Raw genomic sequence first — 12,524 nt, 5'->3', positions numbered from 1 at the left:
GAGCGGTGGGTGGCGACGCGGGTTCTGTCGACTGAGGAGTGAGATGCACGTGCATCTGCTATTGCATCTGCATTGGACAGCAAGCATGATAACCACACGTGCGGTGTACCCACAGGTTCACTCCGGGTTACCCAGACCCCGGTTGCGACCGGGAAAGACACGGGCCTGGCGCGGTCGGCCCCAGTGCCGCCCGGCGAGGCCGAGGGCTGCGGTAAAGGAGGGCGTGTGCCGGATCCGATGACCATCGCCTCCGGTCTCTCCGCCGCCGGCGCCATCGTCTCCGCCTGGCAACTGCGCCGCCGGGCACTGCGGGCGGAGACGCAACTCGAGCTGCTCCAGGCCGAACTGGAAGCCGAGCGGCACGCGGCCAGCCACGACCCGCTCACCGGGCTGCCCAACCGCCGCGCCTTCTTCCGGCTGGCAGCGGCCCTGCTGACCGACACCGCCGGCCAGCCGCTGGTGGCGATCGTGCTGGACCTCGACGACTTCAAGCAGGTCAACGACCGCTACGGGCACGCCGCCGGCGACCAGGTGCTGATCAGCACGGCGCAGCGGCTGTCCGCGTTCGCCGGGGACAACCTGGTCGCCCGCCTCGGCGGGGACGAGTTCGCCGGCCTGCTCGCCAGCCCGACGGTGGACCGGCGGTGGATCGAGCACGCCACCCGCAGGCTCTGCGAGGCGCTCGCCGCGCCGATCCCGCTGGGCACCCGCACCGTGCGGGTGACCGCCTCGGTTGGGCTCGCCCCGGTGCACGGTCCCGCCCAGCTCACCGACGCGCTCTGCCGGGCCGACGCGGCGATGTACCAGGCGAAGAGCATCAGCGGCGGCCGCGCGACCCGCCAACTCGTTGAGGCACCTCACCTCGCCGAGTGCTGACCGGCGGCCCGGCCGCCAGCCGGGGCCGGGTCAGCCGTCCCAGCGGCCCAGGTCCCGCAGCGCCTGACGGGCCAGGCCGACCAGGCCCACCGGCGACAGCAGGCCCGCCACGATCTTCAGCGCGCGGACCCGGTCGGCCTCGGACCGCCCGGCGTCCGCCACGTCGCCGGCCCAGCTCCAGATGTCGTCCAACGCGCGGACCCCGAGGTGGTAGGCCAGCCGGACCGGATCCAGCTCCACCGGGCCGTACCCGTCGAAGAAGGCCGCCTGCTGCGCGGGAGTCACCGGCGCGAACGCGAGCACACCGCCGACGACGAACATCAGGTCCCGTTCGCGCGGAGCGAGCACCGCGTCGTCCCAGTCGATCAGCCAAACCCGCCCGTCGGGGCCGAGCAGGAGATTCCCCAGGTGCGGGTCGCCGTGGCAGACCACCAGGTCCGCCGGACGGGACCGCAGCTCCACGCCGAGCCGGTCCACCCGGTCGAGCAGGATCGCCAGGTCATCGGCCCACTCCCGCCAGTGGGCCGCCACGGCACGGGTCCACGCATCGGCCGACCGGTCGTCCACTCCCCGCAGCCGGCGGTCCATCTCCCGAACCGCCGCGCCGATCGCCGCGTGCGTGTGGTCCTCCCGGGGCAACCCGGCCAACTCGTCGGTCGCGGTGGCCGCGTGCGTCGCGGCCAGCACCTCACCGTACGCACGCCAGTGGGCGGGGTGCACGCCGCCGCCGAGGGCCCGTTCGTCCGACGCCCACGGCACGACCGACAACCGCCGCCCCTCGTGGACGGTGCACACCTCGCCGGACGCGGTGGTGAGCGGTGCGACGATGCCCGGTACGCCCTGGCGGGCCAACTGCGCTGTCACCAACAGCCCGGCCGGAGTGCCGCCGCCGCTCAGCTTGACCGCGTAGTCGCCACCGTCGGCGGTGGTAGCCCGCCACAGCTCGGCCGTGGGGTCCGCGCCGTACCCGACGGGCACGGCGGAGACCAGGGCCAGGCCGAAGTCCTCCGCCACCCACCGGGCGAGCCGCTCATCCACACTCGTCGTCACGTCGCTCGTCACCGGGCCAAGATGCCATTCCGCGGACCAGTGGACGAGCCGTTATCGCCAGCCGTAACCGGCACGCAGGGCCTGGCCCACCCGGTCGAACCGCCGCTGGTCCAGCACCGCGCCCTCGCGGCGGATGCTGTCCTCGCGCATGGTGAGCACCCGGTCGAGGCGGACCCAGCTCGGGCGCTGGTCCCGGTCCCACTCCCCCGGGCCCAGGGCCAGCCAGTGCCGCTGGCCGTCCCGGTCGCTCTGGCTGGACAGCATCAGCCCGAACAGCGTGCGGCTCTGCCGGCCGACCACCAGCACCGGACGGTCCTTGCCCTGCCGCGGGTCGTCCTCGTACGGGACCCAGGTCCAGACGATCTCCCCCGGGTCGGCCTGCCCGTCCAGCTCCGGGGCGTACGACAGTTCGCGCCGCTGCAGCGCGGCGACCTGGCGGCGCCGGGCGACCTGGGCCGGGATCGGCCCGGCGGTCGGGGCCGGCACGGACCGGCCACCGGTGATCCGGCCGAACCGGGACGCCACACTCCTCAACAGACCTGCCACGGCGGGCAGCTTATCCCCCGGGCGCACCGGCCACCCAGCCCCGGCGGCAGAAACCCGGTGGCCGCGCGGGCGGGGACTCGGCGAGCATCTGCCGGTGACCGTTCCCGCCCACCAAATCCGAGAGAGCTACGCCGGTCCGGACTGAAGCGCCGAGGCGTGGGGTGCGCCGGGATGGTTGACTCGGCCTGATCAGAAGCGGAGGTGGTCGGCATGACCTTCGAGGTACGCACCCGCAGCCTGCCGGGCCGGCCGGCGGCGATCGGCTCGGCGGGGCCATTCACGCTGGTGGTGGACCGCCCGGCGGACGGCGGTGGGGACGGGCTCGGCTTCAACGGCGGGCAACTGCTCTATCTGGCCGTCGCCGGCTGCGTCTCCAACGACCTGTTCCGGGAGGCCCGCGCGGCCGGGATCGCCCTGCACCGGGTCGAGGTCACCGTGCACGGCGACTTCGCCGGCGACCCGGCCGTCTCCACCGACGTCAGCTACGACGTACGGGTCGACGGCGACGCAAGCGAGGCGCAGCTGCGCGAGCTGGTGGCCCGGGTCGACGCGATCGCCGAGATCCCCAACTCGCTGCGCCGGGGCACCGCGGTGCGGCTGCGGCACGCCGACGTGACCGGCGCCGCCGACGCGGCGTGACGCGAGCCACGCAAGGCTGGACGAACCGCGCAGGGCCCGGTAAGGCGATTTGGGCTGACGCGAGCCGGGCGGGACGAAGCGGCCGGGGGCGGGGCGCGGTCAGGCCGGGCGGCGGGCGAGGACCAGGGTGGTACGCAGGTCCAGCACCACCGTGCCGCCGAACCCGTCGACGGCCGCGCCGACCGCGGCGAGCACCCGCTCGCGCAGCTCCGGAGGCCGCCGCAGTTGGGGCGAGAAGGTGCTGACCAATCGCTGGTACGCCGCCGTGTCGAGCGGCACCGCGCGTTGGAAGCGCACCGACCGGATGTCGGTGAAGAGCCCGCTGTCCGCGATGTCGGCGCGGAACCAGTCCTCCGGACGGTCGTGGTGCGGCTCCGGGTCCGCCGACTCGAACGCTGCCCGCAGACCGGCGGCGTGGTCGGGGTCGACGTAGTCGTAGCGGTGCGCGAAGACGGCCAGAGTGCCGCCGGGGGTGAGTGCGTCGTGGGCCCGCCGGTTACGGGTGGCCGGGTCCAGCCAGTGCCAGGCCAGCGCGCAGGCCAGCGCCGGCACCCCGCCGGGCGGCGCGGTCCACCCCTCGAAAGAAGCGGTCACCACCTCGACGTCGGGGAAGTGGGCCGCCAGCACCTGGGCCATCCGGCGATCCGGCTCCACGCAGGTCATCGGCGCGCCCAGGGTGAGCAGCGTCCGGGTGGCAAGGCCGGTCCCGGCGCCGATCTCGACCACGGCGCCGGGTGTCCCGCCGTGGTACGCGCGGATCGCCTCGGCGATGTCGGGTGGGTAGCCTGGGCGGGCCTCGTCGTAGTCGCTGGCCACCTCACCGAAGAGCTCAGACATGATCGCCATCCTCGCAGGGGTGGGCTTGCTGCCGCTGATCATTCGGCGTGGATTGCCGGCGAGTCGGGTGGACGGGGTGCGGTGCGAGGTCAACCGGCCTGGTGCCCCACCTCTCGGCTCGGTTCGGCTGGCACGGTTGCTGTACATCGCTGCTGTGTGCGCCACGAGGCGCTGGATTGTCGAGAGGGGTGGGAGTCCTCTCCGTTGGGCCGTCGTAGCGGTCTGATCGAAGCTGGGGGCAGCCTGATCCGGGGGACGCCGGTGAGGGTGGGAAGCAGCCCCGACGATGCCGGGACGTGGCGGTACTGCCAGACGGTGCGGGTTCGGCTAGCGAGGCCAGGGTGCGTAACGCGAGTGAATCAGTGGTTGAAGCCTCGTAAAGTGTGCCGGCTCAAATCTGGTGGATAGGGGCCGGGGTGCAGTGCGTGACCTACCGAAACGTGGTGGGTCAACTCCGAAGCCGTGTGCAGCAGACGGTGGGGAGGCCACGTTGAAGGTCTACGGCGTAGGCGTGGCGATGCTGTCGGGGTATAGCTGAGCGCCGATCTGGCCGATCGATGATCTGGTGAACGTGGGAACCATCCGCGGTCGCCCTACCCGCCGGGCAGCCGGTCTGGTTGGGAGGGCAGGTCCGTCGCCGACTGTCGGCCGTGGGGTGGGGCGGAGGCCTCGTAGTAGTCCGAGCCCGGGAAAGCCGGTGCGCATGGCGAAGGGGGCCAGCAAGTCCGTAGTGGAGGTGCTGGAATGCCGGGAGAGCGTTGGTGAATACCGACGAGCTGGAGGCCGCCACGTATGAGGCGCGCCGTCGGGTACTGGAGATCCAGACGAAGCTGCACCGTTGGGCCCGTGATGATCCTCATCGCCGGTTTGACGATGTGTTCAATCTTGTCGTCGATCCCGCGTTTCTGCTCGTGGCGTGGGATCGGGTGCGGCATAACAAGGGCGCCAAGACGGCCGGCGTGGATGGGCTGAGCGCCTACTACGTGCAGGCCGTGGTGGGGGTCGAGGAGTTCCTCGCCCGGCTGCGAACCGCACTGAAGGAACGTAGTTTCCGGCCGGTGCCGGTGCGGGAGCGGATGATCCCGAAGGCGGGCGGTAAGCAGCGCCGTCTCGGGATCGCGACCGTGACGGACCGGGTGGTCCAGGCGTCCCTGACCCTGGTGTTGGAGCCGATCCTGGAGGCGGATTTCCTGCCGTGCAGCTACGGCTTCCGCCCCGGGCGGCGGGCTCATGACGCGATCGCCGAGGCCCGGTATTTGGCGGCCCGCTCGTATGAGTGGGTCGTCGAGGGTGACATCACGGCGTGCTTCGACGAGATAGCGCATCCGGCTCTGATGGACCGGCTACGCAAACGCGTCGGAGACAAACGCGTCCTGGCCCTGGTCAAGGCGTTCCTCAAGGCCGGCGTCCTCGGCCAGGACGGGACGCTGCGCGACAGCAACACCGGGGTGCCGCAAGGTGGGATTCTCTCCCCCGTGCTGGCCAACCTGGCCCTGTCGGTGCTGGACGAGCACATCGCCCAGATCCCCGGCGGACCGGGCAGCACTCCAAGCCAGCGGGCCACCCGCCGGCGCAAAGGCCTGGGCAACTACCGTCTCGTGCGCTACGCGGACGACTGGCTGCTCATGGTCTCCGGCACCCGCGACCACGCCGAACAGATGCGCGAGGACGCGGCGGCGGTACTGGCCCCGATGGGCCTACGCCTGTCGGCGGATAAGACGAAGATCACCCACATCGACGAGGGCCTCAGCTTCCTCGGCTGGCGCATCCAACGCCACCGCAAGCGAGGCACCAACCGGTACTACGTCTACACCTACCCGTCCCGCAAATCGATCAAAGCGGTAACGGTCAAGGTGAAGACCATCTGCCGGCGCAACGTCAACCAGCCGCTCCAGACCCTCATCCGCCAACTCAACCCGGCACTACGAGGCTGGTGCGCCTACTTCAAACCCGGCGTGTCCGCCGCCACCTTCGCCGACCTGGCCAGCTACACCCTGGACCGGTTCCTGCGATGGGCACGGCGCAAACACCGCCGGATCACAGTGAAAACCATCCGCCGTCGCTACTGCAACGGCGGATGGTGGCCGGCCACACCGGAGATCGGCCTGTTCAACCCGGAACAGATGCGCACCACGCGCTACCGCTACCGGGGAACAGCCATCCCCACGCCGTGGGCGGCCACGGGATGAACCACCACGACAACCCATAACGGGACTTGTGGAGAGCCCGGTGCCGGGACGACCGGCACGCCGGGTTCGGGAGGCGACCCAAGGAAACGGGCCGGTCGAAACACCAGTACCGCGCCTTGGGTCGACCTCACACTGCTGGTGTCAGCCGAGCGGTCTCCCTGGTCCAACCGAGAAAGCGGCGGTGCAGCACGCCGGCCGGCGTCCACGGCATGTCCTCGGTGGCTTGGACGAGGTAGGAGCCGAGGTAGAGGGCCAGCGACACCGGAGCATCCGCGTACTCCGCCCGTAGCTCCCGCTTACGGGTCGGGCAGGGCCAGGGCAGGTCGCAGCCTCCGCAGTTCCAGATCGGCATGACCGGGCCGTGGGTGGTCACCGCACACCCTCCAGGAACCAGGTGGTGATCGTCCGGGCCTGCCGGCTGGTCGCCCAATCCACCTGCCAGCACGGGTACGGAGTCAGCCGCGACCACCAGGCGCGGCAGCCGACGCACATGCCATCGAGCCCGCGAACGTGTACGGCCAGGATCGCGTGCTCCTGGTCGTCTTTCACTGCGCCTCCTCTCCTGGCCAGTGGCCACGATTGATCGGAATACGGTGCCGGGCGCGACACGGCAGCTCGGCTCCGCAGCGGCATATCCGCCGCCGCTTTTGCCAGCACCAGACCGGCCGGTGCCGGCGGGCAAGGGTGAGGGCGGTCGCGAGCAGGTACTCCTCGTACGAGACATGCCGTCTGCTCGGAGTCGTCCGGCCGAACTCGCCGGCCGCCATTCGGCTCACCGCTGCTCTGCCGGCACGTCCTGCGCCGGCTCGCGGTTGCCTTGGGATCGCCGTAGCTGTGCTGCGTGGTCGAGTAACCGCTGTTGCGCCGCCGCGTGCTCGGCGTCCTGATGCCGCTGCCCTGTCCCCGGCGGTGGTGGTGGCTCGTGTTGCCGGAGCAGCCACCGCACCAACAGCTACAGGTGGCATCGGATCGTCACGAGCCGGCCCCCTGATGGAGAGTCGGGAAGGCGAGCCCGACCGGGGCGTCAGAGCCGTAGACGGCGTCCAGCCCCATCACGCCCTGCGGGTCATCGGAATCGAAGTCCATGCCCGAGACGGTCCGCGGACTGGGATGCGGCGGCCATGTCGACTGGTCATGTCACGGTGACATGAGGGAGCTCGACCTGCCAGTACACCGACCGTAGGCTCCAGGCTGAGCGCCATGGGTAGTCGCCTGACAACGCTGGGAGTCGTTGTGCTGCTCAATCCTCTTCGGGTACCCGACGACCTCTGGTCGCGCGAGGACATGCACGAGGTTTTGGCCACCCGCGATATCGGTGCACTGTTCCGGCTGCTCGCTCGGCATACCGGCGCGAGCCAAACTCGCATCGGAGCGGCTGTCGGCCTGGAGCAGGGCTACGTCAGCCGGATCATCGCCGGCCGATGGGTGACCTCAATCGACGTGCTGGAGCGGATCGCCAACGGCTGCGGCATGCCCGACGAAGCCCGGATGACGCTGGGCCTAGCGCCTCGCCAGCGGGCATATCGCCCGGACAAGGCGGATCACCCCCGCAGTCGGCACAGTGATGTGCCGGCCAACCAGTCCTGGCGCGATGACGTCCGGGCCGCCGCGCAGCTATGGGAAGGCGATGTGAACCGTCGAGACATGCTTCGACAGACTGTGTTCAGCTCCACCGCATACACCCTGCCCGCCCTGCGCTGGTTCACCGCCACCATGTCGCAACCCGTCGAGCAGGAGGGCCGCCGAACAGTCGGTCAACCCGATATCGACACCATTCGCCAAATGACCGCCACCTATCGGCGACTGGACAACCAATACGGCGGCGGGCATGCCCGCAACAACGTCACCCGCTTTCTTCACCACGAGGTCGCGCCCTTGGTGACCGAGGGCCGCTACGACCCGGCGACTGGCCGCAAACTGCTCGCCGCCGTTGCCGAGCTGACCCAGCTCGCCGGGTGGCAGGCGTACGACATGGCCGAACACGGCCTCGCCCAGCACTACCTCACCCACGCCCTCGACCTCGCTCGAACGGCCGACGACGCGGGCCTGGGTGCCGAGATCCTCGCCGCGATGAGCCACCAAGCCACCTACCTCGGGCACACCGCCACTGGCGTCGACCTCGCCCGCGCCGCCCGGCAGACGGCACACCGCGCCGGCCTCACCGTGCTGACTGCCGAAGCACTGGTGATGGAAGCTCACGCCCACGCTGTCGCCCTCCACGAACGCGACTGCGCCACCGCGCTGCACCAAGCAGAGCAAGCCCTCGATCGAGCCGACCGCAGCAGTGACCCCCAGTGGCTCGGCTACTTCGACGAGGCGTACCTGTCAGCCAAGTTTGGCCACTGTTTCAACGCAGTCGGTCAACACTGCCGAGCCGAACGCTTCGCCGCTCGCTCCCTACAGATGGACGAACGCTACGTACGCGGCAAAGCCTTCAACCTCGCCCTCCTGGCCACCGTCCACGCCCGCCATGGCGAGCTGGAACGCGCCAGCGCCATCGGCGGGCAAGCCCTCACCCTGACCACGCAACTACGGTCGGCTCGTGCCGTCCGTTACCTGCGCGATCTGCAAGCCCATCTGACGCCCCACCGCCGTCGGCCAGCAGTACGGCACTTCATCACCCGGGTTGACGCCGCGCTCAGCCAACGTCGCTGACTACAGCTCACCCAGTGCCCTGCGCGCCACCAGCTCCAACACCGCGATCACCGTTCCGGCACCCACGATCTCACCCTGGGAGACGAGATGCCGCGCCTCCTCCAGCGGAATCCAGGCCACCCGCTCGGTCTCGTTGACGTCCACCGGAACGCCGGTGTGCTCCGCGTTCCGCGCAAGGAACAGCAGGTTCTCCGCGTCCGCGGTCGCCACCCACGGCTGAAACGACAGCAACGGCTCGACCGCGCCCGGACGCCACCCGGTCTCCTCCTCGACCTCTCGGACCGCACACTTCGCCGGATCCTCGCCCTCATCGACGTAGCCGCCCGGCAGCTCCCACACCCATCGGTCGAACACGAACCGGTGCCTCCGCATCAGCAACAGGCGCTCCTGGCCGTCCAGCACGGCGACCATGGCCGACCGGGGCGCCCGGATCACGTATTGCTCGAAACGGACCCCATCCGGCAACTCCACATCCGCGATGCTCAACCGCGACCGCCGGCTGCCGTCTACAACCCGCTCACCATGAATCGTCCACCGTGTCGACCCGCTAACCTGTTCCTCCGTCACCCGGCCAGTATCCGACCAGCGACCCCGAGCCGCTGCCGCACCGCGTCCCGACGACCCGGCTCGGATCCGGAACGAACCCCGCAGGGGGGATGCGGTCTCAAGCAGTCGCCGGTGCCAGCTGATGGCCCCCTGCATCGACGAGCAGGGGGTCCGGCGTGGTCGGTTGAGTTTGAGGCCGACCCGCATCGAGGGTGGCGCTGCCTTCTTGCTAGCTCGCTGCCTGACGCCTCGCTTACAAGAGGAACATCCCGCTGGCGCGCCACCCCGGCTGCCCGGAAGTGGCCGATACCCGTCCGCCGTATCAGCGACGGCCGCGCGGGTGCCGCGGCGGCGTTGGATCGTCCGGTGGTGGCGTTGGTAACTCTTTTAACACCTCGTCCGCCCGCGCCGGCTGCTTCGGGCCGAACGCGTAACGCACCAGCCAGAACACGATAAGCGCCCCAATGACGACGATCAGAAAGAAGCACGCTATCCCCCCGGTGATGCCCATATCGCGAAATTATCGTGTTGTGCACAGCGTGGACTCGGTTTCGAGGATGCTCGATCAGGTGGGCGGCGGCCTCGACCAAGGTGACGACCCGGCCCCTGCGGGTGCGCACGGATGATGGACTGGTTCGCCGTGTACGCGGCGGTGGTGATGGGTGGGCGGCATCCTCCTCGGAGCGCTGACGAAGAACGGCAGCTGAAGCTGACGGCACCGACGAGTCGCTCGAGATCAGGGCCGCTCTGTTGCTCGACGTCTGTACCAGCTACCGCCTGGCTCCGGAGGCCAGCTGATTCGACCTGCGCATTACGAGTCAGCCCCCGAGCGCTGGTCCACGGCCTGGTCCTCATGCCGGACATGGCGTCCCGGTCCGCCGTCGTCCGCCCATGCTCGCTGGTTTGGCTGCTCGACGGGATCCTGCTGTTGTTCTGATGCGCCAACCCTCACGCCTTGGCTTCGCCGGTCGCCGCCAAACGTCCGCCGCGTGCTGCTGCCCGGGAGCGCCCCTGGTCCAGCGCGCTTCTGCGCCGAAGGGGCAAGGGTTACGGAAGTCCGGCAGGCGGCTGCCGAACCGTCAGATAATGCGGGAGTTGGCCTTTGGTTTATCCCCGGGGCGGGCCGGTGGGCTGATCGAATGCGGTCGGAAGGAGCAGCCTCGGATGAGCACGATGCACGCCGTGAGAGCTCACACCAGGGGCGGGCCGGAGCAACTTGTGTACGAGGAGGCGCCGCGGCCTGAGCCGGGGCCTGGTGAGGTGTTGGTGGCCGTGAAGGCCGCTTCCATGACACCCACTGAGCTCACCTGGCCGCAGACTTGGACGTACAGCTCAGACGGGTCAGGACCTGAGCGCACTCCGATCATCCCGTCGCATGAGTTCTCCGGAGTCGTCGCGGCGTCCGGGACGGGGGTGGAGAGCCCCGCCGAGGGGGAGGCCGTCTACGGCTTGATCCCTTTCACCCGCGATGGCGCGGCCGCCGAGTACGTCGCCCTGCCCGCGGCCGTCCTGGCGGCCAAACCTGTCACCGTTGACCACGACCACGCCGCAGCGCTCCCACTGGCTGCGTTGAGTGCCTGGCAGGCACTGGTGGACCACGCCGACCTGCAGGCCGGCCAGCACGTGCTGGTGCAGGGCGGCGCCGGCGGCGTGGGGATCTTCGTGGTGCAGCTCGCGGCCGGTCTCGGTGCCCGTGTGAGCGCCACGGCGGCGGCGGCCGACCTGGAATTCGTCAAGGGTCTGGGTGCCGAGCAGGTCATCGACTATGCGCACGACCGCTTCGAGGATCATGTTCGCGACGTGGACGTGGTCGTTGATCTTGTCGGAGGAGCCACGCAGTCGCGGTCCTGGTCGGTCCTGAAACCGGGCGGTGTCCTCGTCACCCTCGTCACCCCACCCGACCAGCAGGAAGCAGCCCGGCACGGCGTCCGTGGGGTGTACTTCATCGTCGAGCCCAACCAGAACGCGTTGCGTTCCATCGCCGAGCTCGTCGATAACGGCCGGTTGAGGCCAGTGCTGGACCGAGTGCTGCCCCTCACTGAGACGCGCTCAGGTTACGAGGCGCTCGAGACGGCCAAACGCCGCGGTAAGATCATCATCCACGTCGCTGACTAGTCACTGCCGTCGGTGCCGCTGTGGGTATGGACTTCGTACTCGCTCGACGCGGGCAACATCCCGGCGGCACAGCGGTCAGACGTTGAAGCGGAACTAAGGGCTGCGACCCCGCCACCAGCAAGAACGCCGCTCGATCCCTGCTCGCACGGCGTCTTGGGTTGTCATGGTTGGTCGCTGGTTGACGGCGTTTGACGACTTCTTGTGCCCCCTGTTTGCCCCACAACGCCGGCAACGGGCCGGCCCCTGACACGGGCCATGATCGACAACATGAGCCGGCGCCTCACCCACGAAACGACTCCATCCTGGCGCGACGATCACCCCGAAACAGACACACCATCACGTACTTGATCGAGATGTCCGCTGACCGTTCGTTGACGTCCACTGGGTCCGGACCGGAGGCGAGATCCGTACGAACTTGTCCGGCCACGGCCGCCAGCGTTGATGTCAGCAACGGATCTCAAGCCCCCTCTCTGCTGCCGGCTGCGTGCTCGCCCCGGCACCGATCAACACATCGCCCTACGCCAACTCGGCAACCGCCTCGTCGGCATCCTCCACGGCTGCCTCAAACGACGCTGGCAGCGTCGCCGCCGCCACCCGCGTCGCCGACGAACTCGGCCTCAACCCGAAGTGGTCTCGCAACTCGTCGCGCTCGCCGGTGACCCGTTCGACCCGCCGGTCGTACACCCCGGGCCGGGGCCGGGCCGGCCAGCCCTGCGGCTGCTCATGGCGCGGCGGGGTGTGTGGTCACAGCCGCAGCCGTCGCGTCACGCGTCCTGGCCAACCGTCGCAGCCTCGGCTTCCACCGTTCGGATGAGCGAAGAAGAGCCGAACGGCCTGTCGTCCGGCTGGTGCCGGGGCCGCGTCTTGGAGGGCGCACAGGACATGCACGACGCCCGGCCGGCGACCCCTTCCTCCTCTTCCTCAGAACGGGGCTTTCATGAACGCGCTATCCTCTCGGAGCATCGCTCGCCGGACGCTCCTAGCCACCGCCGCCTTCGCGGCCGGCTCCGCAATGCTGCTGACGGCCGCCTGCGGCACCGGCCAGGCCGTCGCCGGAAGCCAGACGCCGTC

The 12,524-nt window shown here is 69.8% G+C and carries 11 protein-coding genes and 1 pseudogene; 5 read left to right on the top strand and 7 right to left on the bottom strand.

Translation table 11 applies throughout. From position 1 onward, the window contains the following. Positions 1-225 precede the first annotated feature (225 nt). On the top strand, positions 226-876 hold the full coding sequence (locus ACFYM6_RS28005; RefSeq protein ID WP_387280262.1) for a GGDEF domain-containing protein: 651 nt from the start codon (positions 226-228) through the stop codon (positions 874-876). Positions 877-906: 30 nt separating this feature from the next. On the opposite strand, the gene ACFYM6_RS28000 is transcribed toward ACFYM6_RS28005, so the two are convergent. Beyond that, positions 907-1,938: a phosphotransferase gene (locus tag ACFYM6_RS28000; protein ID WP_387280260.1), complete on the bottom strand. Its 1,032-nt coding sequence runs from the start codon at positions 1,936-1,938 to the stop codon at positions 907-909. A gap of 39 nt (positions 1,939-1,977) precedes the next feature. Next, entirely contained in the window at positions 1,978-2,472 is a 495-nt protein-coding gene (locus tag ACFYM6_RS27995; protein WP_387280258.1) for a type II toxin-antitoxin system PemK/MazF family toxin, read from the bottom strand. A gap of 210 nt (positions 2,473-2,682) precedes the next feature. Between ACFYM6_RS27995 and ACFYM6_RS27990 the strand changes: the two genes are divergently transcribed. Further along, positions 2,683-3,111 (top strand): OsmC family protein, encoded by a 429-nt coding sequence (locus tag ACFYM6_RS27990; protein ID WP_387280256.1) that lies wholly within the window; start codon positions 2,683-2,685, stop codon positions 3,109-3,111. Between the two features lie 99 nt (positions 3,112-3,210). Here ACFYM6_RS27990 and ACFYM6_RS27985 read toward each other — a convergent pair whose 3' ends face one another. Beyond that, positions 3,211-3,948 carry a class I SAM-dependent methyltransferase gene (locus tag ACFYM6_RS27985; protein WP_387280254.1) on the bottom strand — a complete coding sequence of 246 codons (738 nt, stop codon included), beginning with the start codon at positions 3,946-3,948 and terminating at the stop codon, positions 3,211-3,213. A 761-nt stretch (positions 3,949-4,709) separates the two neighbouring features. Here ACFYM6_RS27985 and ltrA point away from each other — a divergent pair. After that, a complete protein-coding gene (ltrA, locus tag ACFYM6_RS27980; RefSeq protein WP_387280252.1) occupies positions 4,710-6,137 on the top strand; it encodes a group II intron reverse transcriptase/maturase in 1,428 nt (475 codons plus the stop codon). Positions 6,138-6,264: 127 nt separating this feature from the next. On the opposite strand, the gene ACFYM6_RS27975 is transcribed toward ltrA, so the two are convergent. Both ACFYM6_RS27975 and ACFYM6_RS27970 read right to left on the bottom strand, forming a co-directional pair. Further along, on the bottom strand, positions 6,265-6,510 hold the full coding sequence (locus ACFYM6_RS27975; protein ID WP_387280250.1) for a hypothetical protein: 246 nt from the start codon (positions 6,508-6,510) through the stop codon (positions 6,265-6,267). Beyond that, a pseudogene (locus ACFYM6_RS27970) lies at positions 6,507-6,866 on the bottom strand (hypothetical protein); the annotation flags it as partial. The gene ACFYM6_RS27975 and the pseudogene ACFYM6_RS27970, both read right to left, overlap by 4 nt. Before the next feature lie 504 nt (positions 6,867-7,370). On the opposite strand from ACFYM6_RS27970, the gene ACFYM6_RS27965 reads away from it, so the two are divergent. Next, positions 7,371-8,792 carry a helix-turn-helix domain-containing protein gene (locus ACFYM6_RS27965; RefSeq protein ID WP_387280456.1) on the top strand — a complete coding sequence of 474 codons (1,422 nt, stop codon included), beginning with the start codon at positions 7,371-7,373 and terminating at the stop codon, positions 8,790-8,792. Here ACFYM6_RS27965 and ACFYM6_RS27960 read toward each other — a convergent pair whose 3' ends face one another. After that, positions 8,793-9,359: an NUDIX hydrolase gene (locus ACFYM6_RS27960; protein WP_387280248.1), complete on the bottom strand. Its 567-nt coding sequence runs from the start codon at positions 9,357-9,359 to the stop codon at positions 8,793-8,795. It lies immediately after the preceding gene. A 301-nt stretch (positions 9,360-9,660) separates the two neighbouring features. Further along, positions 9,661-9,849 carry a hypothetical protein gene (locus ACFYM6_RS27955; RefSeq protein WP_387280246.1) on the bottom strand — a complete coding sequence of 63 codons (189 nt, stop codon included), beginning with the start codon at positions 9,847-9,849 and terminating at the stop codon, positions 9,661-9,663. Positions 9,850-10,502: 653 nt separating this feature from the next. On the opposite strand from ACFYM6_RS27955, the gene ACFYM6_RS27950 reads away from it, so the two are divergent. After that, positions 10,503-11,453, top strand: a complete 951-nt coding sequence (locus tag ACFYM6_RS27950; protein ID WP_387280244.1) for an NADP-dependent oxidoreductase — start codon at positions 10,503-10,505, stop codon at positions 11,451-11,453. Positions 11,454-12,524: the final 1,071 nt, after the last annotated feature.

It is taken from the genome of Micromonospora sp. NPDC006431 (assembly GCF_042870725.1).
Classification (GTDB): domain Bacteria; phylum Actinomycetota; class Actinomycetes; order Mycobacteriales; family Micromonosporaceae; genus Micromonospora.
This window is presented reverse-complemented; position numbering and strand designations above follow the sequence as displayed.